Here is a 25059-nt window from a genome sequence, read left to right as displayed (position 1 = left end):
AGAGAAGACGAATCCATGGCACCCAGTGAACACGAAGCTGACATAATTGAACGCCTGAACGAGGCCACTACAGTACGCGGCTTTTTTATTACCTCTGTGGATATCTTGGAAGAAGCCGTCGATGCGCTCATCCAGCGAATTTTCCGCAAAGACGACTTTGCGGTGAAATCTGTGGTGGAGCCGCTGCTGCACGACACAGGCCCGTTAGGGGAGCTCAGCGTACGCCTTAAGCTGCTGTACGGCTTGGGGGTGATTGCCCAGCCTGTCTATCAGGATATTGAACGCTGCCTGCATATCAAAGATATGCTCAACCGTGATGTGACCGAATACCAGTTTACCGATCCTAAAATTATCAAAGAAATTAAGGCGCTTCATCAGGCCAATGTGATGGGGATAGCCCAGCTGGACATGGCCCCGATCACTGAAGACATCGATCTTGCTTTCTATCAGATGCAGACGGCTCGTCAGGAGCAGGTAGTCAAATCCACTCTGGCACTGGCCATTTCCGGCATTGCCACTTCCCTGAACAAAGACAGCCCGTTTTAAATCCCGTCCGGTTGCCCCTGCCCTGCCTGATGGCAAACAGCATCAACAGCGACTCGTCGCCCGCTCCGGACTCTGTCGCAGCCCACCATAAGCTCACTCGCCCGCATTCAGGCGCAGTGCGTGCTGGATTTGATTAAAAGTGGCAGATAAAAAGTGCTACGGAAGGAAAGATCGGGCAGGAAAACCAGCTGGTATGCCCAGCTGGCGGGTATCATTGTAAATTACAGGTAATCACAAAGATAAGCAGTTGTTTCTGCAATCTTGACATCAAATGAGGCATCACCCGGGACTTCAAAATCATCACCGGCATTGTAGGTTTCCCAATCAACATGGCCCGGCAACTTGACCGAAATCGCCCCTTTCACAACCGTCATGCGCTCTGGCGCAGCCGTTGAAAAAGTATAAGACCCCGGAAGCATTACACCGACACTGCTGCGCGCACCTTCGGCTTCGAAACCAATAGACTTTACATTTCCATCAAAATATTCGTTAGTATTCAGCATGATAATCCTTATCCTGTTCTTATTTTCGGGCATTGGAAACCCATCACGCTATCACAGATTATTACGGTCGCATACACCTTTCTCAGCGCTTGCTGAGGCCTCAGTCAGGACTGTTCATCGGCCAGCGCTTCCAGGATTGAACAGTGGCTGGCATCGTCATCGGCCTCGCCGCAGCAGGCATCATTCAAACGCTTCAATGCCCGCCGTATTCGCTGTAATTCCGCCAGCTTGCTGTCAATGTCGTCTAATTTGGCCTGAGTGATGGCTTTCACTTCCGCGCAACTGTGCAGGTCGGCTTCAACCCGTATCGCCAGCAGTTCCCGGATCTCCTCCAGACTCAGACCAATGGATTTGGCCCGCAGAATAAACCGGATACGAGAAACATCGTCGTCGCTGTAGAGCCGGTAGCCGCTTTCGCTGCGCTCGCCGGGGATCAGCAGGCCATTCTTTTCGTAAAAGCGCAAGGTATCACTGCTGACCTCACAGAGCTTTGCCAGTTGTCCTATCAAGTACCTAGCCATAATAACCTCATGATCCTTATCACCTCTCCCTGCACAGGGCTCGCAGCTGGTCACTTTCACCCCAAGGCAAACGTTTGCGCAATGCAGGGAATCATGTAAAATACGCGCCATTACGCAATTCCCATCCCGCCTGACGGATGAGGCTATTTGCCAAAGGCAACCTCAGTATAACAGGTCAGCTTTTGGCAAATAATTCACCGCAATCAAAGAGATGGTAGCAATGGAAAACGCTCGTCCTATTCGCCGTGCTCTGATCAGCGTATCAGACAAAACGGGAATTGTTGAATTCGCACAAGCTCTTGCCAACCGTGGCGTCGATATCCTGTCCACCGGTGGTACTGCCCGCCTGCTGGCTGATCAGGGTATTCAGGTGACTGAAGTCTCCGACTACACGGGCTTTCCGGAAATGATGGATGGCCGTGTTAAAACCCTGCACCCGAAAGTGCATGGCGGCGTACTGGGCCGACGTGGCCAGGACGATGCGATCATGGCTGAGCACGGCATTGCACCTATCGATATGGTAGTGGTTAACCTCTATCCGTTCGCGGCGACAGTCGCCAAAGCCGGATGTACGCTGGAAGACGCCGTTGAGAACATCGACATCGGTGGCCCGACTATGGTACGCAGTGCTGCCAAAAACCACAAAGACGTCACTATAGTCGTCAATGCGCACGATTATGATCGCGTGCTGGCCGAAATGGCGGACAACAACGGCTCACTGACCCACGCCACCCGTTTTGATCTGGCCATTGCCGCCTTCGAGCACACAGCCGCCTACGACGGTATGATCGCCAACTATTTCGGTACTATGGTACCGTCTTACGGTGACAACAAAGAAGGCGACGATACGTCCAAATTCCCGCGCACCTTCAACCAGCAGTTCATCAAGAAACAAGACATGCGCTATGGCGAAAACAGCCATCAGGACGCCGCTTTCTACGTCGAAGCACAGCCTGAAGAAGCTTCCGTCGCCACGGCACGTCAGTTGCAGGGCAAAGCACTGTCTTACAACAATATCGCCGATACCGATGCCGCGCTGGAGTGTGTCAAAGAATTCGACCAGCCAGCCTGTGTGATCGTCAAGCACGCCAACCCTTGTGGTGTGGCACTGGGTGCTAACCTGCTGGAAGCGTATGATCGCGCTTATAAAACCGACCCGACATCAGCGTTTGGCGGTATCATTGCCTTCAACGGTGAGCTGGATGCCGACACCGCGAAAGCCATTGTTGAGCGCCAGTTCGTCGAAGTGATTATTGCACCAAGCGTCAGCGCCGAAGCGGCTGAAGTGGTGTCTGCCAAGCAAAACGTCCGTCTGCTCGAATGTGGCCAATGGCACAGCAAAACCACAGGTTTCGACGTCAAACGCGTCAACGGCGGTCTGCTGGTGCAGGATCGCGATCAAGGCATGGTCGGCCTGGATGACCTCAAAGTGGTTACCCAGCGCCAGCCGACCGAAGAAGAACTGCGTGATGCCCTGTTCTGCTGGAAAGTGGCAAAATACGTGAAATCCAATGCGATCGTGTATGCCAAAGGCAACATGACTATCGGTGTGGGTGCCGGTCAGATGAGCCGCGTTTATTCTGCCAAAATTGCAGGCATCAAAGCGGCGGATGAAAATCTGGAAGTCGCCGGCAGTGTGATGGCATCGGATGCCTTCTTCCCGTTCCGCGATGGTATTGATGCAGCTGCAGAAGCCGGGATCACCTGTGTGATTCAGCCGGGCGGTTCAATGCGTGATGAAGAAGTGATTGCCGCTGCCGATGAGCACGGCATGGCCATGGTCTTCACGGGCATGCGTCACTTCCGTCACTAATATTTTGGAGGGCGTCTGTGTGGCGTCTTCCTGCGTATATCAGCCCCTGATCTTATCAGGGGCTTTCCTCCATCTAACGAGGTAAAGGATTTAGCATGAAAGTTCTTGTCATTGGTAACGGCGGCCGCGAGCACGCCCTGGGCTGGAAAGCGGCTCAGTCTGCACAGGTAGAAAAAGTCTTCGTGGCACCGGGCAATGCCGGTACTGCTCTGGAACCTAAGCTGGAAAATGTCGCGATTGGCGTCGAAGACACCGCAGCACTGGTGGCTTTTGCCAAAGAGCAGCAGATCGGCCTGACCATTGTTGGCCCGGAAGCACCCCTGGTGATTGGCGTGGTTGACGCATTCCGTGCAGCCGGACTGCCGATTTTTGGTCCGACTCAGGCCGCCGCCCAGTTGGAAGGCTCCAAAGCCTTCACCAAAGATTTCCTGGCCCGCCATCAGATCCCTACCGCGGAATACCAGAACTTTACTGAGATCGAGCCGGCACTGGCTTACCTGAAAGAAAAAGGCGCTCCGATTGTAGTCAAAGCCGATGGCCTGGCGGCCGGTAAAGGCGTGATCGTAGCCATGACATTGGACGAAGCCGAAGCGGCTGTGCGCGACATGCTGGCAGGTAATGCCTTTGGCGAAGCCGGTCACCGCGTTGTCATTGAAGAATTCCTCGACGGCGAAGAAGCCAGCTTCATTGTGATGGTAGATGGTGAGCATATACTGCCGATGGCAACCAGTCAGGATCACAAACGCGTTGGCAACGGCGACACAGGTCCCAATACCGGCGGCATGGGCGCTTACTCTCCGGCTCCTGTGGTAACTCAGGAAATCCACCAGCGCGTGATGGACGAAGTAATTGTTCCTACCGTGCGCGGCATGGCGGCCGAAGGCAATCCCTATACAGGCTTTCTGTATGCTGGTCTGATGATCATGGCTGACGGCACGCCGAAAGTGATTGAGTATAACTGCCGCTTCGGCGACCCGGAAACCCAGCCGATTATGCTGCGCCTGCAGTCAGATCTGGTTGAGCTGTGTCTGGCGGCTGTTGATGGCAAACTGGATACTGTGGACTCTCAGTGGGATCCGCGTGCGGCGATTGGCGTGGTACTGGCTGCCGGCGGTTATCCGGGCGACTACAACAAAGGGGATGTGATTTCCGGTCTGCCTCAGCAGGACGGCGATGCGCAGAAGGTCTTCCATGCCGGTACTGCCAGCAAAGACGGAGCCGTGGTAACCAATGGCGGCCGCGTGTTATGTGCCACTGCGATGGGCGACACAGTGTCTGATGCGCAGCAACGGGCTTATGCGCTGGCAAAACAAATCAGCTGGAACGGTGTTTTCTTCCGCGATGACATTGGCTACCGCGCCATTGCCCGTGAACAGGGCTGACCCGGCAGCAGCCAATACCCCATAATAATAAGGCGCCGAAAGGCGCCTTATTGGTTGTTATCCGCTTATCTTTCATTCACATTGCGTCAGGACTGGTCCAGTAATCTGGGCGGCGTCAGGCAGTGCTGCTCGGTTGTTCGATTCAGCACGAGTTGCTGCGCGGTGACCTTACCCCGGCCGTCAGATTTTCCGACCAGCGCGATATAGCCTGGCTGGGCATTAATCTGCTGCCAGTTGATCTCCATCTCAGCCTGATCATCACAGTGAACAAACCGCTGACCGTCCCACATTCCCTGCACCAGCTGGAATCCTTCTCGAGACTGCTCTCGGACCAGCGCCACAGCCATGTCGGCCTGCTGGCTGAGCTGATGCAGCTGGGTATCAGACAAAGGAAAAACCGTGTCGCCGACTTTATAGCGCTGGAACACAGCATCGCCGTGCTGATCGTAACGCACATGCAATTCAAACGGCTGGCGTTTATCGTCTTTCAGCGCTGTTCCGGCCCGCTTTAATTCACGCAGTTGCCCGTCATGCCAGCGATAATCCGTCTGATACTCACCGTAATTGCCCATCCAGACCCTTTCAGCCAACGACTCGGGTTTCGACTGACGCTGGTTGACCCAGTACAGTGACGACGCATCACCGACAACCTGACCGCCACTGAGGCGTTCCAAAGGAGACAGTGAGTGTTGTGATAAAGCAGAGCTGCCACAGGCAGAAAGCAGGAAAGTTATTGCAATCAGGCAGGTTCGTTTCATAAATAAAAAAACTCCGCCGAAGTGATCCCCGACGGAGTTAAGATTATTTTACAGAATCTTTCAGCGCTTTACCTGCAACGAAAGCAGGTACGTTGGCTGCAGCGATCTGGATTTCTTTACCAGTCTGCGGGTTACGACCTGTACGCGCTGCGCGGTGGTTTACTTTAAATGTGCCAAAGCCAATAAGTTGAACCTGGTCACCGGATTTCAATGCTTCGGTGATGCCGCTCAGGGTTGATTCCAGCGCGTCTTTTGCTTGCGCTTTAGTCAGGTCCGCTTGTTCAGCAATCAGGTCAATCAGTTGGGTCTTGTTCATTCGGTTTCCCTTCTAAGGTTTTTTCTTCAGACTTATCCACTCTAATTCAAAAGAAGCCCATGTGGCAAAGGTTTGTCGGCCTTCCTGCGGTTAGCTGCGGGGTCTTTAACCATAAACTGAGCGCAAGTTCACAAATTGTTACTATCCTCAAGGAGACGCTGGTTGCTTTTGCTTCATATTGCACCAATTAATACTCAACTAACTCAAGAAGCTAGGTTCCGTGAGTCCAGCGCATGCATTCATGCCAGCGCGGTATCGGCCCGTATAGTTCGGCAATTTGAGGCCACTTGAGTATCGTCATGGTTATTCCACTAAGAGCACACCCAACGCATGTTACTTCTGATCATCTATATCTCAATCGCCATAGGTATTTCTTTTATCTGCTCTGTGCTGGAAGCGGTACTGCTCAGTATTTCTCCCAGCTACATAGGTACCCTGCGTCAGCAGGAACATCCCATGGCAGACAAACTGGCAGAGATGAAAGGCAACATAGACCGCCCACTGGCGTCAATTCTGACCCTGAATACCATAGCCCACACCATTGGGGCCGCCACTGCCGGTGCCCAGGCCGCTGTGGTGTTCGGCAGTCAGTGGCTGGGGGTATTCTCAGCAGCGCTCACGGTCGGTATTCTGCTGTTGTCGGAAATCATCCCCAAAACCATAGGGGCAACCTACTGGCGTCAGCTCGCCCCGCTCACAGCTCGTGTGCTGGCATGGATGATCTGGCTGCTGCGTCCTTTCGTCTGGGTCTCGGAGCAAATCACCCGGCGTTTGTCGCGGGGCCACCAGCCGCCGAAACTGCGTGATGAACTCTCAGCCATGGCCATGCTGGCCAAGGAGTCCGGTGAACTGGCTGAAGGAGAGTCCAAAATCATGCATAACCTGCTGCAGTTCTGCGATGTCAGCGTGAGCAAGATCATGACACCGCGCCCTGTCCTGTTCCGGGTCGAAGGCAGTTTGTCTATCAACGAGTTTTTGAGCCAGGCCAAAGACAGTCCTTTCTCGCGTCCGTTAATCTATCAGGACAGCAAAGACAATATTCTCGGCTTTGTTCACCGTCTGGAACTGTTTGCCGCCAGCCAGAGCGGACAGGGTAATCTGTTGCTCAGCGATATGATGCGCCCGCTGCCTGTTGTGTTGAACCTGGATACTGTGCCGGTGGCGTTTGAAAAACTGATGAAAGAACGGGTACAGCTGGCCCTAGTGGTCGATGAATACGGGACTGTGATGGGGCTGGTTACGCTGGAAGATATTTTCGAGAGCCTGGTCGGCGAAGAAATTGTCGATGAAGCTGATACCAGCACCGACATGCAGCAACTGGCGTTTCAGCGCTGGGAACGCTGGAAGAAAAAACACGGGGTGATTGAAAACCGCGACGAAGACGAAGACGACTACAACAACTGACCCCCAACAACGGCTAACAAGGCAGGATAGCGATCCTGCCTTGCTACATAAATCGGACTCAGAGCGCAATCCCGATATTGCTTACCCCGTCGTCACGCAGTTCGCGACGCAGGCTTTTAATCAGCTCAATATCCCGGCCATCCGTCTCTTTCAGTGCCCGGTAGATGGCCCACTGAACATCCCATTCTTCGCACACGGCCTGATTTTCCTTCTGGTTGTCATTGGTGATTTCCTCACCCTCGCGCGCTTCTTCCAGATTGGCTACAGTTTCAACAGACAACGAACTGATGCTCAGTGCGGTTTCAGGGATCAGGTCACGATCCAGCAGCGCATGCAGCAGATCAGCCAATCCGACACAGGCATCTATCGCCGGGTTCACCGCATACAGATCATAATCGTCGGCAGCGGGCACCATAGCTTCCAGCTTCTCCAGCTGGTTTTCAAAATTGATTTTGGCATTTTTCACCGTCAGGATTTCCCAGACACTGTCGAGAATAAGACGGTAAGGCTGAGGATCCGCAAATTCAGTCTCGCGGCAGAAGAACGCGTAATTAGGGTACATCCGCTCGCAAAGTGAGGCCATAAAGGTCAGGTATTGCCAGGGTTCAAATTTTTCTAGGCGAAGCTGAATTGGATTCTTAAGCATGGGATAATCTGTCTGAAAACGTTAACTTGAATTTTACTTGATAACCCGCCAGCGCAAAAGGAAAAAGCCATGCATCAACTCTGTATTGTTTCCCGACGGGCAGACCTGTACCGTCAACTGATTGAAGAAGCAGACTTACCGGCGCTGTCGCTGACCGACAATCCGAACGATGCAACCCTGGTGCTGGCCGATCCGCCGCTAATCAAAAACAAGTTAGCGTATTATCCGCAGCTGCGCTGGCTGCAATCAACCTATGCCGGCATAGACGCGCTGATCCAGCCCGGACTGCGAACAGATTATGCGCTGACCAATGTCCGGGGGATCTTCGGTCAGCTGATCAGCGAATATGTGCTGGGTTTGCTGATCAGCCACCAGCGCCATTTCGGCCGTTATCAGGCTCAGCAACAGCAGGCGCAGTGGCAACCGCATAGCTACGGCGCTCTGTCAGAAAAAACCATGGTGATTCTGGGCACCGGCTCGATTGGACAGCATCTGGCCGGTGTAGCCAAAGCGTTAGGCATGACGGTACTGGGGGTGAATCGCTCCGGCGCACGTTCAGCGCCTGGTTTCGATAAAATCCTGGCTATCAGCGATCTGAATCTGGCACTGCAACAGGCAGATGTGCTGGTGTCTGTACTGCCTGCCACAGCCATGACAGATAATCTGCTCAATGCCGACAGCCTGAGTCACTGCCGCGGCACCTTACTCTTTAATGTCGGCCGTGGTAATGCGGTTTGTGAATCAGGTCTGATCCAAGCGCTGGCCAGTGGCGCGCTGAGCCATGCTTTTCTGGATGTGTTCAAACAAGAACCGCTGCCTGCAGAGCACCCGTTCTGGTGCCATCCTCAGATTACAGTCACGCCGCACATTGCCGCCGAAAGCTTTCCGGAACAGGTGATGGAAATATTCAAAACCAACTACCTGCGCTATGTTGAAGGTAAGCCGCTGCAACACCAGATTGATTTCGCACTCGGCTATTAAGGCGGATTATGGCAAAGCTCAACTCTGCGCACACCTTGCCGGCATTACTGGACCGGATCCGGCAATGTGAACTGTGTAAAGCGCACCTGCCGCTCGGTCCGCGGCCAGTAGTTCAGGCCAGCAGCGATGCACGCTTGATGATAATCGGCCAGGCCCCGGGTACCCGGGTCCATGACACCGGCATTCCCTGGAACGATCCGAGCGGTGATCGGCTGCGTCGCTGGCTGGATCTCGACCGCGACACTTTCTATGATCCCAGCCGTATCGCTATTATGCCGATGGGGTTTTGCTATCCGGGTAAAGGTAAGAGCGGTGATTTACCGCCAAGGCCCGAATGTGCCCCACAATGGCATGGTCAGGTCTGGCCGCTGCTGCCCAATATCGGTATGACGCTACTGGTCGGCCAGTATGCACAGACTTATTATCTGCCGGACAAACCGACAACCCTGACCGAGACAGTCAGAGCCTGGCGGCGATGGGCGCCGGCTTATCTGCCGCTGCCTCATCCCTCACCGCGCAATACCTTATGGCTGAAGAAAAACCCCTGGTTTGAAGCCGATGTTGTCCCCTACATCCGCGACTATGTCCACCAGCACCTGGGGCTGTAAGCGGCCTCTAAAAACGCAAAAAGCGAGCCCTTCAGCTCGCTTTCTGGTGACATCTGCCGCTGCTTACTTGTGGTAAGGCGCAGACAGCTCATGGACAGCTTCGACAAAAACGCCGGCATTTTCAGGCGGTACGTCGAGATGGATACCGTGGCCCAGGTTAAAGACATGGCCCGTGCCTTCCCCAAAACCAGACAGAATGCCGGCCACTTCCTCACGAATACGCTCTGGCGACGCGTACAGCATAGACGGGTCCATATTGCCTTGCAGGGCCACTTTATCGCCCACACGGCGCTTGGCTTCTGCAATATCTATGGTCCAGTCCAGGCCCACCGCATCACAACCGGTTGCCGCAATCGCTTCCAGCCACATACCACCGTTTTTGGTAAACAGAGTCACAGGTACACGACGGCCTTCGTTTTCACGGATCAGACCATCGACAATCTTGTGCATGTACTGCAGCGAGAACAGCTGGTAATCACGCGGGGTCAATACGCCTCCCCAGGTATCAAACACCATCACTGACTGGGCACCGGCTTTGATTTGGGCATTCAGGTACTGAATCACACTGTCAGCCAGTTTATCCAGCAGTGCATGCAGAACCGCCGGTTCGGCATACATCATTTTCTTGATTTTGGTAAAGGCCTTAGTACTGCCGCCTTCCACCATGTAAGTAGCCAGCGTCCACGGGCTACCGGAAAAACCAATCAGCGGCACTTCACCGTTGAGATCTTTTCGGATTTGACGCACGGCGTTCATGACATATTGCAGCTCACCTTCCGGATCAGGAATACCTATCTTATCGACATCGGCTTTGCAGCTGATCGGGCGCTCAAATTTCGGCCCTTCGCCGGTTTCAAAGTACAGCCCAAGACCCATTGCATCCGGAATAGTCAGGATGTCAGAAAACAGGATAGCGGCATCCAGCGGAAAACGGCGCAAGGGTTGCAAAGTCACTTCGCTGGCCAGTTCAGCATTCTTGCACAGTGACATAAAGTCACCCGCCACACCGCGGGTCGCACGGTATTCTGGTAGATAACGGCCGGCCTGACGCATCATCCACACAGGGGTGCAGTCAACCGGCTGCTTGAGTAAAGCACGCAGATAGCGATCGTTTTTCAATTCTGTCATTGTCAACATCCTGGCAAATAATTGAGTACATTGTAACACCCCGATCCGGCATCAGCAGCTATGCATTCGCCCTGAATGACAATTAATGCCGCTTAGCGCACATCGCTTGCCAACGGCGCGGTTTAAGCGTTGGCTGTTTCATTTTTGGCAATCTAATGTTGCAGATATTTTAATCAATACCTTATTCGTTCTCTGATACTGTTATTTACAGCCAAGATCGGCTGCTAAAAAAATTGGAGGATCTATGAACCTGCAAGTTGTTATCGAATTTACTGAAACCGGTGTATACAAAGACCGCTGCTGGGAAAACTCTTTCAAAGCCATGAAAGGGCAACTGCACCGAGTCACCCCGCATTATGCCGCGCATCTGATTAAGCATTCCAAAGCCATTTTCCGCGGGCTGCCAGAGAACCACTCCGGCTAACCCCTGGCTCTTTTCTGTTTCAGTAACTGGTTCTTAAGATTTTACTGAGCAACGTCCTTCCGGATTGCTGCTTCTTGCCTGATGGCCTCACAAGTAGCCTGAATAAGACGATGCGCTATCGTCCCCGGAGGTGCGATCTGCGGTAGCTGATCGTGTTTAAACCAGCGGGCGTCCACCAGCTCTTCGTAATCCGGACGGATAACACCATTTTGGTGTTCAGCCAGAAATCCCATCATGATATTGGACGGAAATGCCCAGGGCTGACTGTCAAAGTAGCGGATATTGGTCACCTCAATACCCGTCTCTTCTTTGACCTCACGAGCCACACATTGCTCCAGGGTTTCCCCGGCTTCGACAAAGCCGGCAATAACGGTATACATGCCACTTTTGTGGCGAGGATGCTGTGCCAGCAAAATACAGTCGTCTTTCTTAACCGCGACAATAATACAGGGAGAAATACGCGGATAATGGTAGCTGTTGCAGGCCTGGCATCGCATGGCGTGTGCATTATCTGCCAATATCGTTTTCCCGCCGCAGTGAGAACAAAATGCCTGCGTCTCGCGCATATAAGATAACTGCATCGCTTTGCCGGCCAGCGCAAACAGATCCACATGTTCGTGAAGTAATTCCCTGAGCGAATAAAATTTTTTGTCGGCCAGTAAATCAGGATCTTCCAGCCATCTCACCGGACATCCCTGATGAAAGCCGATCACTTTGGATCCGGTGAGATCCCTGTCAGTAAAGCCCTCTAGTGTAAGTGGTAACTTACCATCTTCTAAGTAAATTCTGCGGTCACGAATAACACACCAGTAGCTGTGTTCTTGCTTTTTTGACATTAGCTGCTCCTCCATCCTTGCAGGGTATCAGTTTTGCTGGCAATCTAAACCTAACAGTGGAATTTGGCTTTGCCATATTGGTACTCTTAGTGTCACTAAGAGTTTGACAGGTATTGTTTTCGGCTCCTGCGTCTTGCGGGGCGATCATGAGGACATGGTCATGCTTAGTAAATTCGAACAAGTGCAAAAACAATGGGGTGGCAACAATGATGTCATCGATCATTGGCTGATGTCGAGGCAGCAGCTGCTGATAGATTACTGCAAATTAGCAGGCTTACCTCCCTTTGAAAATAAATCCCGGCAACTTCCCACGTCATCGCAGCTCCAACTCTTCAGCCAGCAACTGGTTGATTACATCTCCGAAGGCCATTTTAAAATTTACGACAAGGTGATGGCAAGGTGGCAGGCGACCGGATATTCCCCAACCACAGAAATCTCACAGCTCTACAACAAAATTACAGATACCACAGATCCCTTGCTGAATTTTGCCGACCGCTATTGTGAGATCACAGACGACAGTGATGATTGGGATAATTTTGATAACGAACTGTCCCTGGTGGGTGAACAAATCGAATTGAGGTTCGAGCTGGAAGACGATCTGATTGAACTGATCAGTGAGAGTTTAGCCGTTCCACCCGGCGCTTAATCACAGCCTGTTACACGCTGTGCTAGCAATAACAGGTAATCAGAATCTCTGATTACTGTATGAGTCTTTGTCTGTATAAAATCGGCCAAGACCCAGCAATATTCAAGCAGCTGAAAACACATCACGGACTGATTAATCATAAAAACAAAAGGCACCCCTGAGGGTGCCTTTTTCAGTTTTCGGTTACGTAAGAACCAAGCAGATCTTAATCTTCGTCGTTCAGACCGGCATTAAGCAGTGCCGCCAGGTCTTGAGACGCCTGCTCGGCATCAACCTGTGGCTCTACCGGCGCCAGATCCGCATCACGACGACGCTGACGTTGCTGGTGATAAGAGAAACCCGTACCCGCTGGGATCAAACGACCCACGATGACGTTTTCTTTCAGACCACGCAGCTCATCACGCTTACCAGCAACTGCGGCTTCAGTCAGTACGCGGGTCGTTTCCTGGAACGACGCGGCAGAGATGAAGGACTCAGTAGCCAGAGACGCTTTGGTAATACCCAGCAGATCACGCTCAAACAGTGCAGGCTGCTTGTCTTCAGCAATCAACTGACGGTTGGCGATGTTCACGCGGGAGAATTCCACCTGCTCGCCTTCCAGGAACTCAGAGTCACCCGGAACCGTAATGGTTACCTTACGCAGCATCTGACGGATGATAGTCTCGATGTGCTTATCGTTAATCTTAACGCCTTGCAGACGGTAAACTTCCTGAACCTCGTTCACGATGTATTCTGCTACCGCGTGAACACCACGCAGACGCAGGATATCGTGTGGCGCTTCCGGACCATCAGCAATAACATCACCTTTTTCAACTTTCTCGCCTTCAAAGACGTTCAGCTGACGCCACTTAGGAATCATTTCCTCATATGGCTGGCCATCAGTTGGGGTGATGATCAAACGACGCTTACCTTTGGTCTCTTTACCGAAGGACACTGCACCTGTGATTTCAGCCAGGATAGCAGGCTCTTTCGGTTTACGCGCTTCGAACAGATCCGCAACGCGTGGCAGACCACCGGTGATATCTTTCGTACCGCCAGATTCCTGAGGAATACGAGACAGCGTGTCACCGATACCCACGGCAGAACCGTCTTCCAGCTGAACAATGGCTTTACCCGGCAGGAAGTACTGCGCAGGCATATCAGTACCTGGAATCATGACATCGTTGCCTTTGTCATCAACCAGTTTCACCATTGGACGCATATCTTTACCTGCACCGGTACGCTCTGAACCGTCCAGGATTACGATAGAAGACAGACCCGTCAGGTCGTCAGTCTGGCGAGAAACCGTCACACCGTCGATCAGATCCACAAACTGGATATGACCTGCCACTTCAGTAATGATTGGCATTGTGTGCGGGTCCCAGTTCGCCACCACTTCACCGGCTTCAACTGGATCGTTGTCGCCTTTGCCCAGCATCGAACCGTAAGGCAGCTTGTAGCTTTCCTTGGTACGACCGAACTCATCAACAATGGTCAGCTCAGCAGCACGCGAAGTGATCACCAGCTTGCCGTCGTTGTTGGTTACGAATTTGGCATTATGAAGCTTCAGAGAACCTTTGTTCTTCACCTGAATGCTGTTTTCTGCTGCCGCACGAGATGCCGCACCACCGATGTGGAACGTACGCATCGTCAGCTGTGTACCTGGTTCACCGATAGACTGTGCCGCCACAACACCGACTGCTTCACCCTGGTTAACCAGGTGACCACGAGCCAGGTCACGACCATAACAGTTACGGCAACAACCGAAGTCGTTTTCACAGGTCACAACAGAACGCACTTTGATCTGGTCAACTGAGTTGTCTTCCAGAATGTCACACCATTTCTCGTCCAGCATAGTGTTGCGTTGAACCAGCACTTCTTCCGTACCCGGTTTCAGCACATCATCCGCCACGACACGACCCAGTACGCGGTCACGCAGTGGTTCTTTAACATCACCACCTTCGATCAGAGGCATCATAGTGATACCTGCGTGCGTACCACAGTCATCCGCTGTGATTACAACATCCTGGGCAACGTCTACCAGACGACGAGTCAGGTAACCTGAGTTCGCTGTTTTCAGTGCCGTATCCGCCAGACCTTTACGCGCACCGTGCGTGGAGATGAAGTACTGGAGTACGTTCAGACCTTCACGGAAGTTCGCGGTGATTGGCGTTTCGATGATAGAGCCATCTGGTTTCGCCATCAGACCACGCATACCCGCCAACTGACGAATCTGTGCAGCCGAACCACGAGCACCGGAATCGGCCATCATGTATACGCTGTTAAACGATTTCTGCTGTTCTTCTTTACCTTCGCGGTTGATAACAGTGTCAAAAGACAGGTTATCCATCATCGCTTTAGCAACCTGCTCATTCGCGGTTGCCCAGATATCGATAACTTTGTTGTAACGCTCACCAGCCGTTACCAGACCAGACTGGAACTGATCCTGAATTTCTGCCACTTCAGCTTCTGCTTCAGCGATCTTGGTGTACTTAGCGTCTGGTACCACCATGTCGTCGATACCAACAGACACACCAGACAGGGCCGCGTAAGCAAAACCTGTGTACATGATCTGGTCAGCAAAGATAACAGTCTGCTTCATACCCAGTTCACGGTAACAGGTGTTCAGCAGGTTCGAGATCTGCTTCTTACCGAGCGCTTCGGTGTTGACCAGGCTGTATGGCAGGCCTTTAGGCACGATTTGCCACAGCATGGCACGGCCAACAGTGGTGTCCACCAGCTGGGTGTTTTTCACCAGCTCACCTTGCTCGTTTTTCACGTGCTCAGTGATACGCACTTTCACACGGGCATGCAGTTCAGCATTACCGGTGCGGTACGCTTTCTCTGCTTCAGCAGAGCCAGCCAGGTACATGCCTTCGCCTTTGGCGTTGATCTTGTCACGGGTCATGTAGTACAGACCCAGTACAACGTCCTGAGACGGTACGATGATAGGATCACCGGACGCCGGAGACAGGATGTTGTTGGTTGACATCATCAGCGCACGTGCTTCGAGCTGGGCTTCCAGCGTCAGCGGTACGTGTACCGCCATCTGGTCACCATCAAAGTCGGCGTTATAAGCCGCACAGACCAGCGGGTGCAGCTGAATCGCTTTACCTTCGATCAGTACAGGTTCAAACGCCTGGATACCCAGACGGTGCAGTGTTGGTGCACGGTTCAGCATCACCGGGTGTTCGCGGATCACTTCGTCCAGGATATCCCAAACGACAGCTTCTTCGCGCTCAACCATCTTCTTGGCAGCTTTGATCGTCGTCGCCAGACCACGGGTTTCCAGTTTGCCGTAGATGAATGGCTTGAACAGCTCCAGGGCCATTTTCTTCGGCAGACCACACTGGTGCAGACGCAGGTATGGACCCACGGTGATTACCGAACGGCCTGAGTAGTCGACACGCTTACCCAGCAGGTTCTGACGGAAACGACCCTGCTTACCTTTGATCATGTCAGCCAGAGATTTCAGCGGGCGCTTGTTCGAACCAGTGATGGCACGACCACGGCGACCGTTGTCCAGCAGTGCATCCACAGACTCTTGCAGCATACGCTTTTCGTTACGTACGATAATGTCTGGTGCAGCCAGATCCAGCAGGCGCTTCAAACGGTTGTTACGGTTGATCACACGACGGTATAGGTCGTTCAGATCAGAAGTCGCAAAACGACCACCATCCAGCGGTACCAGAGGACGCAGATCAGGCGGCAGTACAGGCAGTACTGACAGGATCATCCACTCTGGGTTATTGCCCGACTGAACAAAAGCTTCAACCAGTTTCAGACGCTTGGTCAGCTTCTTGCGCTTAGTTTCAGAGTTGGTTTCTTCCAGCTCTTCACGCATCAGCTCGATTTCAGCATTCAAATCCATGTTGGCCAGCAGTGCTTTCACTGCTTCAGCGCCCATGCGCGCGTCGAACTCATCGCCCCACTCTTCCAGCGCGTCCAGATACTGTTCTTCAGACAGCAGCTGACTACGCTCAAGATTGGTCATGCCAGGTTCGATAACCACATAAGATTCGAAATAAAGCACACGCTCGATATCACGCAGCGGCATGTCCATCAACAGACCGATACGGGATGGCAGTGATTTCAGGAACCAGATGTGGGCAACAGGAGAAGCCAGCTCAATGTGACCCATACGCTCACGACGTACTTTGGTCTGAGTAACTTCTACACCACATTTTTCACAGATCACGCCACGGTGCTTCAGGCGTTTGTATTTACCACAAAGACATTCATAGTCTTTGACCGGGCCAAAGATACGTGCACAGAACAGACCGTCACGCTCAGGCTTAAAGGTACGGTAGTTAATGGTTTCTGGCTTTTTCACTTCACCGAAAGACCATGAACGAATCATGTCAGGTGAAGCAAGACCGATTTTGATCGCGTCAAATTCTTCGGTCTTGTGCTGTGCTTTCAGAAACTTAAGTAAGTCTTTCACATTCGGCTCCTGTGAGGAGTTGACCCATAAAGGCGCCGTGGCGGCGGCGCCTTCATATTGATACCGGATTCAAGTATTACTGACAGCGTCAGAATTACTCGTCTTCCAGCTCGATGTTGATACCCAACGAGCGGATCTCTTTCAACAATACGTTAAAGGATTCCGGCATACCTGGTTCCATACGGTGATCACCATCGACGATGTTCTTATACATCTTCGTACGGCCATTCACGTCATCCGATTTCACTGTCAGCATTTCCTGCAGCGTATAAGCTGCACCGTAAGCTTCCAGTGCCCACACTTCCATCTCACCGAAGCGCTGACCACCAAACTGAGCTTTACCGCCCAGTGGCTGCTGGGTAACCAGACTGTACGAACCAGTAGAACGGGCGTGCATCTTATCGTCGACCAGGTGGTTCAGTTTCAGCATGTACATGTAACCAACAGTTACAGGACGCTCAAACTTCTCACCGGTACGGCCATCAAACAGATTCAGCTGACCAGATTCCGGCAAGTCTGCCAGTTTCAACAGCTCTTTGATTGCTGGCTCTGGCGCACCGTCAAAGACAGGTGTCGCGATCGGCAGACCTGCACGCAGGTTCTCAATCAGGGTACGAACTTCATCATCAGACATAGATGCAATATCAACATTCTGACGGGTATCGCCCAGATCATAGACCTTCTGAAGGAATTCGCGGAACCTGTGCAGTTCCTGCTGTTCTTTCAGCATCTGATTGATCTTGTCACCGATACCTTTTGCCGCCAGACCCATGTGAGTTTCCAGGATCTGACCGATGTTCATACGCGAAGGTACACCCAGCGGGTTCAGTACGATGTCGACCGTCTGGCCTTTCTCATCGTAAGGCATGTCTTCAACCGGACAAATCTTCGAGATAACACCCTTGTTACCGTGACGGCCGGCCATCTTATCACCAGGCTGAATACGGCGTTTAACGGCCAGATAAACCTTAACGATCTTCAGGACGCCAGGGGCCAGGTCATCACCTTGGGTGATCTTACGACGCTTGGTTTCGAACTTCTTATCGAACTCAGATTTCAGCTCGTCGTACTGCTCAGCCAACTGCTCCAGCTGGTTTTGCAGTGACTCGTCATCCAGAGTCTGAGAGAACAGCTTCTCACGGTCCATTGAAGACACTCGCGCGTCATCATAGCCGGCAGACAGCAGCAGAGTACGGACACGAGCCAGCAAACCACCTTCCAGGATCTGGAATTCTTCGGTGATGTCTTTCTTCGCTTCTTTCAGCTGCATCTCTTCAATTTCGAGTGCACGCTTGTCCTTCTCTACGCCATCGCGCGTGAAGACCTGAACGTCGATGATGGTACCGGACACAGAGTTAGGTACACGCAGCGACGAGTCTTTCACGTCAGACGCTTTTTCACCGAAGATTGCACGCAGCAGTTTCTCTTCCGGTGTCAGCTGAGTCTCACCCTTAGGCGTGACTTTACCAACCAGAATGTCGCCACCCTTCACTTCCGCACCGATGTAAACGATGCCGGACTCGTCCAGCTTGGACAGGGCCGCTTCACCCACGTTCGGGATGTCTGCTGTGATTTCTTCCGCACCCAGCTTAGTATCACGCGCCACACAGGACAGTTCCTGAATGTGGATAGTCGTCAGGCGATCTTCCTGAACCACACGCTCAGAGACCAAGATGGAGTCTTCGAAGTTGTAGCCGTTCCAAGGCATGAACGCGATACGCATGTTCTGGCCAAGAGCCAGCTCACCCAGGTCAGTAGACGGACCATCAGCCAGCACGTCACCACGTGCTACAGGCTCACCCGGCATCACAGTTGGACGCTGGTTGATACAGGTGTTCTGGTTAGAACGGGTGTACTTGGTCAGGTTGTAGATGTCGATACCCGCTTCGCCAGGTACCAGCTCGTCTTCGTTCACTTTGATCACGATACGAGACGCATCAACCGACTGAACCATACCGCCACGCTTAGCTACCGATGTTACACCGGAGTCAACCGCTACCGCACGCTCAATACCTGTACCTACCAGCGGCTTATCAGCACGCAGTGTCGGTACCGCCTGACGTTGCATGTTCGCACCCATAAGGGCACGGTTAGCATCATCGTGCTCCAGGAACGGGATCAGGGACGCAGCCACAGATACCACCTGGTTGGTTGCCACGTCCATGTACTGAACGTGGTCACGTGGGTGAAGACCAGATTCACCTTTGTGACGGGCAGTGATCAGCTCATCGGTGAAGCTGCCGTCTTGTTCAAGAGCGGCGTTCGCCTGAGCGATAACAAACTGACCTTCTTCAATCGCTGACAGGTAGTCAATCTGATCGGTGACCACACCATCAACCACTTTGCGGTATGGTGTTTCCAGGAAACCGTACGGGTTACAACGCGCAAATACAGACAGCGAGTTGATCAGACCGATGTTTGGACCTTCAGGGGTCTCGATAGGACACAGACGACCGTAGTGCGTAGCGTGAACATCTCGAACCTCAAAGCCTGCACGCTCACGTGTCAGACCACCTGGACCCAGGGCAGAAATACGACGTTTGTGCGTCACTTCTGACAACGGGTTGTTCTGATCCATAAACTGAGACAGCTGAGAGGAACCGAAGAACTCTTTCACTGCCGCAGAGATAGGTTTGGCGTTGATCAGATCCTGTGGCATCACAGCATCCAGATCACCCAGACTCAGGCGTTCTTTCACTGCACGCTCAACACGTACCAGACCGACACGGAACTGGTTTTCAGCCATTTCGCCAACACTACGGATACGGCGGTTACCCAGGTGGTCGATATCATCAACTTCACCTTTACCGTTACGAATGTCGATCAGCTTACGCATCACGTCGATAATATCGTCGTGATCCAGCGTGCCAGAACCTGTTGTTTCTTCACGTACCAGAGAGCTGTTGAACTTCATGCGGCCAACCGCAGACAGGTCATAGCGATCTTCGGAGAAGAACAGGCTTTCAAACAGCTGCTCAGCCGCTTCACGCGTTGGTGGCTCACCAGGGCGCATCATGCGGTAGATTTCAACCAGGGCGCTCAGACGATCTGTTGTACTGTCAATACGCAGGGTATCAGACATGTACGGACCGTAATCCAGGTCGTTGGTAAACAGCACTTCGATAGCTTTGTGGCCAGCCTGAGACAGCTTCGCCAGAATTTCCAGACTCAGCTCTTGGTTAGCTTCAACAATCAGCTCACCTGTGTCTTCATTCACGTAGTCACGTGCTGACACTTTACCCACGATGTACTCAACCGGTACTTCAATGTGGTCAATGTTATCTTTCTGCAGCTGACGGATATGGCGCGCAGTAATACGGCGGCCTTTCTCAACGTACACAGTCCCGTTCGCTTCAATATCGAAGCTCGCAGTTTCACCGCGCAGACGGTCTGGCACCAGCTCCATGACCAAAGACTTGCCTTGCACTTCGAAATTGATTTTTTCAAAGAACAGGTCAAGAATTTGTTCAGTAGTATAGTTCAGTGCACGCAAAATGATAGACGCAGGCAACTTACGACGACGGTCGATTCGAACGTAGACGTTATCCTTTGGATCAAATTCGAAATCCAACCATGAACCACGGTAAGGAATGATGCGTGCGTTATAAAGCACTTTACCTGAGGAGTGGGTTTTACCCTTATCGCTGTCGAAAAAGACGCCCGGGCTACGGTGCAGCTGGGATACGATAACCCTCTCGGTACCGTTAATAACGAATGTACCGTTATCTGTCATGAGCGGAATTTCGCCCATGTAAACTTCTTGTTCTTTAATGTCTTTTACTGTGCCAGCTGGTGCGTCCTTGTCATACATAACAAGACGTAATTTCACGCGTAACGGCGCGGAATATGTTACACCACGAATCTGACATTCTTTGACATCGAACACCGGCTCACCGAGACGATAGCTAACGTATTGCAGCTCGGAATTGCCGTTATAGCTCTGAATTGGGAATACAGAACGAAAGGCAGCTTCTAGACCGTAATGCCCTTCCGGATCCTGCTCGATGAACTTATCAAAAGACTCAAGCTGGATCGACAGCAAGTAAGGTACATCCAATACTTGAGGACGCTTACCAAAATCCTTACGGATACGCTTTTTCTCGGTATAAGAGTAAACCATAGGTTCCTCAGATCGCTGATAAGTGATCCAAACTACCTCTAGTAAGAGGCAGTGACTAATAACATTGTTTGTAGCAGGAACAGCACTGGAGTACAGGCTGTGATTTGCACGGGAAGCGGTTGCAAAACAATGTGAAAAACACCACTACCCTACAGCGCAAAAGGGCCGGTGGCTTTTTAGCCACCAGCCCATAGCCATAAAGGCTAAGAAATTAAGTAATAATTACTTGATTTCAACAGATGCACCAGCTTCTTCCAGCTGAGCTTTCAGAGCTTCAGCTTCAGCTTTCTCAACACCTTCTTTCAGAGGTGCTGGAGCGCCGTCAACCAGAGCTTTAGCTTCTTTCAGGCCCAGACCAGTTGCGCCACGTACTGCTTTGATTACAGCAACTTTGTTACCGCCAGCAGCAGTCAGGATTACGTCGAATTCAGTTTGCTCTTCAGCAGCTGCGCCTTCAGCAGCACCGCCAGCAACTACTGCTGCAGCAGCAGTAACACCGAACTTCTCTTCCATTGCTTCGATCAGTTCAACAACTTGCATTACAGACATTTCTGCAACTGCGTCTAGGATTTGCTCGTTAGTGATAGACATAACAATTCTCTTTTAAAGTCAACAATTAGTTTAAATAGCAACCAATAAAAAGCCAAACTTATTAAGCGGCTTCTTTCTGATCGCGAATAGCTGCAATAGTACGAACCAGCTTGCCAGCAGAAGCTTCTTTCATACACATCATCAGACGTGCGATAGCTTCGTCGTAAGTTGGCAGTTTCGCCAGAACATCTGCATCAGTCAGTACGCCTTCGAATGCAGCAGCTTTGATCTCGAAATTTTTGTTCTCTTTAGCAAAGTCTTTGAAAAGACGTGCTGCGGCACCTGGGTGCTCAGTAGAGAAAGCCAGCAGAGTAGGACCTACGAAAGTGTCAGCAAGACACTCGTAGTTAGTACCTACTACTGCACGACGAGCCAGAGTATTACGAACAACACGTACGTAAACACCCGCTTCACGCGCTTGTTTACGCAGAGTCGTCATAGCACCCACGGCTACGCCACGAGAGTCAGCAACAACTGCAGACAGGGCACCACTGGCAGCTTCGTTGACTTCAGCAACAATTGCCTTTTTGTCTTGAAGGTTTAAAGCCATTGGATTTGCTCCTGGATTGTGTTTACCCACTCACTGCAAAATTGCAGGAGAGTTTGTACGGCGCAGATCCAAGAAAGACAGTATATCAATCATGTTCCTGGCACCGTCTACGTAGGCTGAATTATTAAGTTCAGAGAACACCTACGGTCTAGGACGAAGATCCCGGCAGAATACTGCCCAGATCTTAGCCATTAATTCGAAACGCAGGATTATACATAATCCCAGCGATTCTGCAAATATTAAACGTTAGCGTCCAGAGAGTTCTGGTCTAGCGCTACACCTGCACCCATAGTGGTAGAGATGCTGACTTTCTTGATGAAGCTACCTTTAGCTGATGCAGGTTTCGCTTTTTTCAGCGCAACCAGCAGAGATTCCAGGTTAGCTTTCAGTTTGTCAGCGTCGAAATCAACCTTACCAATAGTGGTGTGGATGATACCGTTCTTGTCGTTACGGTAACGAACCTGACCCGCTTTAGCATTCTTCACAGCTTCAGCAACGTTAGGGGTTACAGTACCCACTTTCGGGTTTGGCATCAGGCCACGAGGACCCAGGATAGTACCCAGCTGACCAACAACGCGCATTGCGTCTGGAGAAGCGATAACAACGTCAAAGTTCATTTCGCCTTTCTTAACCAGCTCAGCCAGATCTTCCATACCAACCAGATCAGCACCCGCTTCTTTTGCTGCTTCAGCGTTAGCACCTTGAGTGAAAACGGCTACGCGAACATCACGGCCAGTACCGTGTGGCAGTACAGTTGCACCACGAACGTTCTGATCAGATTTACGCGCATCGATACCCAGGTTAACTGAAACGTCAACACTTTCTACGAATTTAGCAGTAGCCAGTTCTTTCAGCAGAGCAACAGCTTCGTTGATGTCGTACTCGCGAGTAGCGTCAACTTTCTCACGGATTACGCGCATACGCTTAGTTAGTTTTGCCATTGTCTTAACCCTCAACTACCAGACCCATTGAACGGGCAGTACCCGCGATAGAGCGCTTCATCGCTTCGATGTCAGCACCAGTCATGTCTGCAGCTTTAGTTTCTGCGATCTCTTGGATCTGAGCTTCAGTCACTTTACCCACTTTTTCAGTGTTAGGACGGCCAGAGCCTGACTTAACACCAGCCGCTTTCTTCAGCAGAACTGCAGCAGGTGGAGTTTTAGTAACGAAAGTGAAAGAACGGTCGCTATAAACAGTGATAACCACTGGAGTTGGCAGACCTTTCTCCATTGAATCTGTTTTTGCGTTAAACGCTTTACAGAATTCCATGATGTTCACACCGTGCTGACCCAGAGCAGGACCAACTGGTGGAGATGGGTTTGCCATACCAGCTGCAACTTGCAGCTTGATGTAAGCTTCTACTTTTTTAGCCATTGCTTAATTACCTTAATTTGGGTTCAAACGTCTGCTTTTAGCAAACAGACTCCCCGTCTAACGAAAGGGCGCGAAATTATAGTGTAATTCCACGCCCTTGACAATATGACTTGATTACTTATTGATCAGTTTTTCTCAACCTGACCAAACTCCAGTTCAACCGGAGTTGCACGGCCGAAGATAGAAACCGAAACTTTCACACGGCTCTTGTCGTAATCGACTTCTTCTACCACACCGTTGAAGTCAGCAAACGGACCATCCGTTACACGAACCACTTCACCCGGCTCAAACACAGTCTTGTGAACAGGCGATTCACTCGCCTGCTGCAGACGATTAAGAATTGCAGCAGCTTCTTTGTCTGAAATTGGCGCCGGGCGGTCAGATGTTCCGCCAATGAACCCCATCACACGAGGAATACTACGTACCAGATGCCAGGTTTCATCATTCATCACCATCTGTACGAGAACGTACCCTGGGAAGAACTTACGCTCGCTTTTGCGGCGCTGGCCAGCACGCATTTCCACCACTTCTTCTGTCGGTACCAAGACCTCGTCGAAGTAGTCTTCCATGCCATGCATCTTGATATGTTCACGTAGTGACTGTGCAACTCGTCCTTCAAAACCAGAGAAGGCCTGCACAACATACCATCGTTTTTTTGGAGCTTCGCTCATGAACTCTTACCTCTATACACCGGTAACCAGGCGGACCAAACGGACCATAATGCCGTCGATGCCCCACAGGGCTAACGCCATAATGACAGTGACAGCTAAAACGATAAAGGTTGTCTGCGTAGCTTCCTGACGAGTTGGCCACACTACCTTGCGGACTTCCATGCGCGATTCACGGGCAAAAGTGATCGCTGTTTTACCTTTTGCTGTAAGAGCTGCTACACCACCTGCAGCGGCAACCAGGACCACTACAGCTGCAGCACGCAACACTACAGATACATCACTGTACAGGTAATTACCAACCACCGCGGCTGCCAGCAGGGCAAATACAACAACCCATTTGAGGCTATCCATGCTACTAGAGCTGCTTTGGTTTTCGGCATTCGCTTTCATACAACCAACCTGTAACTTGTCTCAATATAGACGAAAATAACCTCGCAGGTAGCGAGGCTTTCTAAGGATTAAGTGAATCCCTTTCGTAACGCTCTGTACACCTTAACGCATTTTTTACTCGGCACACTGACCAAAAAATACGCTAATCTGAGGCGGAGCGTAGAAAAAGGGCATCAAATGATGCCCTTTTTCGTGCCTTGTCGTCAAATATTATTCAACGATCTTAGCAACAACACCAGCACCAACGGTACGGCCACCTTCACGGATTGCGAAGCGTAGACCTTCGTCCATTGCGATAGGTGCGATCAAAGTAACAACCATCTTGATGTTGTCACCTGGCATTACCATCTCAACGCCTTCTGGCAGTTCGATAGTACCGGTCACGTCAGTTGTACGGAAGTAGAACTGTGGACGGTAGCCTTTGAAGA

At 51.5% G+C, this 25059-nt stretch carries 24 protein-coding genes; 8 read left to right on the top strand and 16 right to left on the bottom strand.

The genetic code is table 11. The features are described from left to right. The first annotated feature begins 15 nt into the window (after positions 1 to 15). Positions 16 to 546, top strand: a complete 531-nt coding sequence (locus D6M16_RS19185; protein WP_120513537.1) for an MltR family transcriptional regulator — start codon at positions 16 to 18, stop codon at positions 544 to 546. 221 nt (positions 547 to 767) lie between these two features. Here D6M16_RS19185 and ppnP read toward each other — a convergent pair whose 3' ends face one another. Together ppnP and zntR are read right to left on the bottom strand one after the other, a co-directional pair. Beyond that, positions 768 to 1049 carry a pyrimidine/purine nucleoside phosphorylase gene (gene ppnP / locus D6M16_RS19180; RefSeq protein ID WP_120513536.1) on the bottom strand — a complete coding sequence of 94 codons (282 nt, stop codon included), beginning with the start codon at positions 1047 to 1049 and terminating at the stop codon, positions 768 to 770. A gap of 104 nt (positions 1050 to 1153) precedes the next feature. Next, the gene (gene zntR, locus D6M16_RS19175; protein ID WP_120513535.1) at positions 1154 to 1570 is read right to left on the bottom strand and encodes a Zn(2+)-responsive transcriptional regulator; all 417 of its coding nucleotides are present in this window, start codon (positions 1568 to 1570) and stop codon (positions 1154 to 1156) included. 220 nt (positions 1571 to 1790) lie between these two features. Between zntR and purH the strand changes: the two genes are divergently transcribed. Both purH and purD read left to right on the top strand, forming a co-directional pair. After that, positions 1791 to 3383: a bifunctional phosphoribosylaminoimidazolecarboxamide formyltransferase/IMP cyclohydrolase gene (purH, locus tag D6M16_RS19170; protein WP_120513534.1), complete on the top strand. Its 1593-nt coding sequence runs from the start codon at positions 1791 to 1793 to the stop codon at positions 3381 to 3383. A 95-nt stretch (positions 3384 to 3478) separates the two neighbouring features. Further along, the gene (purD, locus tag D6M16_RS19165) at positions 3479 to 4765 is read left to right on the top strand and encodes a phosphoribosylamine--glycine ligase (protein WP_120513533.1); all 1287 of its coding nucleotides are present in this window, start codon (positions 3479 to 3481) and stop codon (positions 4763 to 4765) included. A gap of 86 nt (positions 4766 to 4851) precedes the next feature. Here the strand turns inward: purD and D6M16_RS19160 are convergent, their stop codons facing one another. Next, positions 4852 to 5523, bottom strand: a complete 672-nt coding sequence (locus D6M16_RS19160; RefSeq protein WP_120513532.1) for a DUF1481 domain-containing protein — start codon at positions 5521 to 5523, stop codon at positions 4852 to 4854. A 43-nt stretch (positions 5524 to 5566) separates the two neighbouring features. Continuing rightward, positions 5567 to 5839 (bottom strand): nucleoid-associated protein HU-alpha, encoded by a 273-nt coding sequence (gene hupA / locus D6M16_RS19155; protein WP_027254117.1) that lies wholly within the window; start codon positions 5837 to 5839, stop codon positions 5567 to 5569. A 330-nt stretch (positions 5840 to 6169) separates the two neighbouring features. Between hupA and D6M16_RS19150 the strand changes: the two genes are divergently transcribed. Next, positions 6170 to 7243: a CNNM domain-containing protein gene (locus tag D6M16_RS19150; protein ID WP_120513531.1), complete on the top strand. Its 1074-nt coding sequence runs from the start codon at positions 6170 to 6172 to the stop codon at positions 7241 to 7243. Positions 7244 to 7301: 58 nt separating this feature from the next. Here D6M16_RS19150 and D6M16_RS19145 read toward each other — a convergent pair whose 3' ends face one another. Next, positions 7302 to 7889 carry a YjaG family protein gene (locus tag D6M16_RS19145; RefSeq protein WP_120513530.1) on the bottom strand — a complete coding sequence of 196 codons (588 nt, stop codon included), beginning with the start codon at positions 7887 to 7889 and terminating at the stop codon, positions 7302 to 7304. 69 nt (positions 7890 to 7958) lie between these two features. On the opposite strand from D6M16_RS19145, the gene D6M16_RS19140 reads away from it, so the two are divergent. Beyond that, entirely contained in the window at positions 7959 to 8870 is a 912-nt protein-coding gene (locus D6M16_RS19140) for a D-2-hydroxyacid dehydrogenase (protein WP_120513529.1), read from the top strand. Positions 8871 to 8878: 8 nt separating this feature from the next. Continuing rightward, on the top strand, positions 8879 to 9478 hold the full coding sequence (locus D6M16_RS19135) for a uracil-DNA glycosylase family protein (RefSeq protein WP_120513528.1): 600 nt from the start codon (positions 8879 to 8881) through the stop codon (positions 9476 to 9478). Between the two features lie 63 nt (positions 9479 to 9541). Here D6M16_RS19135 and hemE read toward each other — a convergent pair whose 3' ends face one another. Further along, positions 9542 to 10606 (bottom strand): uroporphyrinogen decarboxylase, encoded by a 1065-nt coding sequence (gene hemE / locus D6M16_RS19130; protein ID WP_120513527.1) that lies wholly within the window; start codon positions 10604 to 10606, stop codon positions 9542 to 9544. A 244-nt stretch (positions 10607 to 10850) separates the two neighbouring features. On the opposite strand from hemE, the gene D6M16_RS19125 reads away from it, so the two are divergent. Further along, positions 10851 to 11030, top strand: a complete 180-nt coding sequence (locus tag D6M16_RS19125) for a hypothetical protein (RefSeq protein WP_120513526.1) — start codon at positions 10851 to 10853, stop codon at positions 11028 to 11030. Positions 11031 to 11071: 41 nt separating this feature from the next. Here D6M16_RS19125 and nudC read toward each other — a convergent pair whose 3' ends face one another. Further along, complete coding sequence (gene nudC, locus D6M16_RS19120; protein WP_120513524.1) at positions 11072 to 11866, bottom strand: NAD(+) diphosphatase; 795 nt, start codon at positions 11864 to 11866, stop codon at positions 11072 to 11074. A 160-nt stretch (positions 11867 to 12026) separates the two neighbouring features. Here nudC and rsd point away from each other — a divergent pair, with 160 nt between their 5' ends. After that, a complete protein-coding gene (gene rsd, locus D6M16_RS19115) occupies positions 12027 to 12512 on the top strand; it encodes a sigma D regulator (RefSeq protein ID WP_120513606.1) in 486 nt (161 codons plus the stop codon). Between the two features lie 205 nt (positions 12513 to 12717). On the opposite strand, the gene rpoC is transcribed toward rsd, so the two are convergent. The 9 genes from rpoC to D6M16_RS19065 form a co-directional block, all read right to left on the bottom strand. Further along, positions 12718 to 16935, bottom strand: a complete 4218-nt coding sequence (rpoC, locus tag D6M16_RS19110) for a DNA-directed RNA polymerase subunit beta' (RefSeq protein WP_120513522.1) — start codon at positions 16933 to 16935, stop codon at positions 12718 to 12720. Between the two features lie 94 nt (positions 16936 to 17029). Beyond that, positions 17030 to 21055 carry a DNA-directed RNA polymerase subunit beta gene (gene rpoB, locus D6M16_RS19105; protein ID WP_120513520.1) on the bottom strand — a complete coding sequence of 1342 codons (4026 nt, stop codon included), beginning with the start codon at positions 21053 to 21055 and terminating at the stop codon, positions 17030 to 17032. A 222-nt stretch (positions 21056 to 21277) separates the two neighbouring features. Next, positions 21278 to 21646 (bottom strand): 50S ribosomal protein L7/L12, encoded by a 369-nt coding sequence (rplL, locus tag D6M16_RS19100; protein WP_046222138.1) that lies wholly within the window; start codon positions 21644 to 21646, stop codon positions 21278 to 21280. 61 nt (positions 21647 to 21707) lie between these two features. After that, positions 21708 to 22196: a 50S ribosomal protein L10 gene (gene rplJ, locus D6M16_RS19095; protein ID WP_027254129.1), complete on the bottom strand. Its 489-nt coding sequence runs from the start codon at positions 22194 to 22196 to the stop codon at positions 21708 to 21710. 239 nt (positions 22197 to 22435) lie between these two features. Beyond that, the gene (gene rplA / locus D6M16_RS19090) at positions 22436 to 23137 is read right to left on the bottom strand and encodes a 50S ribosomal protein L1 (protein ID WP_120513518.1); all 702 of its coding nucleotides are present in this window, start codon (positions 23135 to 23137) and stop codon (positions 22436 to 22438) included. Positions 23138 to 23141: 4 nt separating this feature from the next. Then, on the bottom strand, positions 23142 to 23570 hold the full coding sequence (rplK, locus tag D6M16_RS19085) for a 50S ribosomal protein L11 (protein WP_027254131.1): 429 nt from the start codon (positions 23568 to 23570) through the stop codon (positions 23142 to 23144). A 125-nt stretch (positions 23571 to 23695) separates the two neighbouring features. Then, complete coding sequence (nusG, locus tag D6M16_RS19080; protein ID WP_027254132.1) at positions 23696 to 24241, bottom strand: transcription termination/antitermination protein NusG; 546 nt, start codon at positions 24239 to 24241, stop codon at positions 23696 to 23698. 12 nt (positions 24242 to 24253) lie between these two features. Further along, positions 24254 to 24631: a preprotein translocase subunit SecE gene (gene secE, locus D6M16_RS19075; RefSeq protein WP_046222136.1), complete on the bottom strand. Its 378-nt coding sequence runs from the start codon at positions 24629 to 24631 to the stop codon at positions 24254 to 24256. 210 nt (positions 24632 to 24841) lie between these two features. Beyond that, positions 24842 to 25059: EF-Tu C-terminal domain-related protein (locus D6M16_RS19065; RefSeq protein WP_476704099.1), on the bottom strand; the 218-nt coding region annotated here is incomplete at its 5' end.

Source organism: Photobacterium salinisoli (assembly GCF_003614885.1).
Taxonomy (GTDB): domain Bacteria; phylum Pseudomonadota; class Gammaproteobacteria; order Enterobacterales; family Vibrionaceae; genus Photobacterium; species Photobacterium salinisoli.
This window is presented reverse-complemented; position numbering and strand designations above follow the sequence as displayed.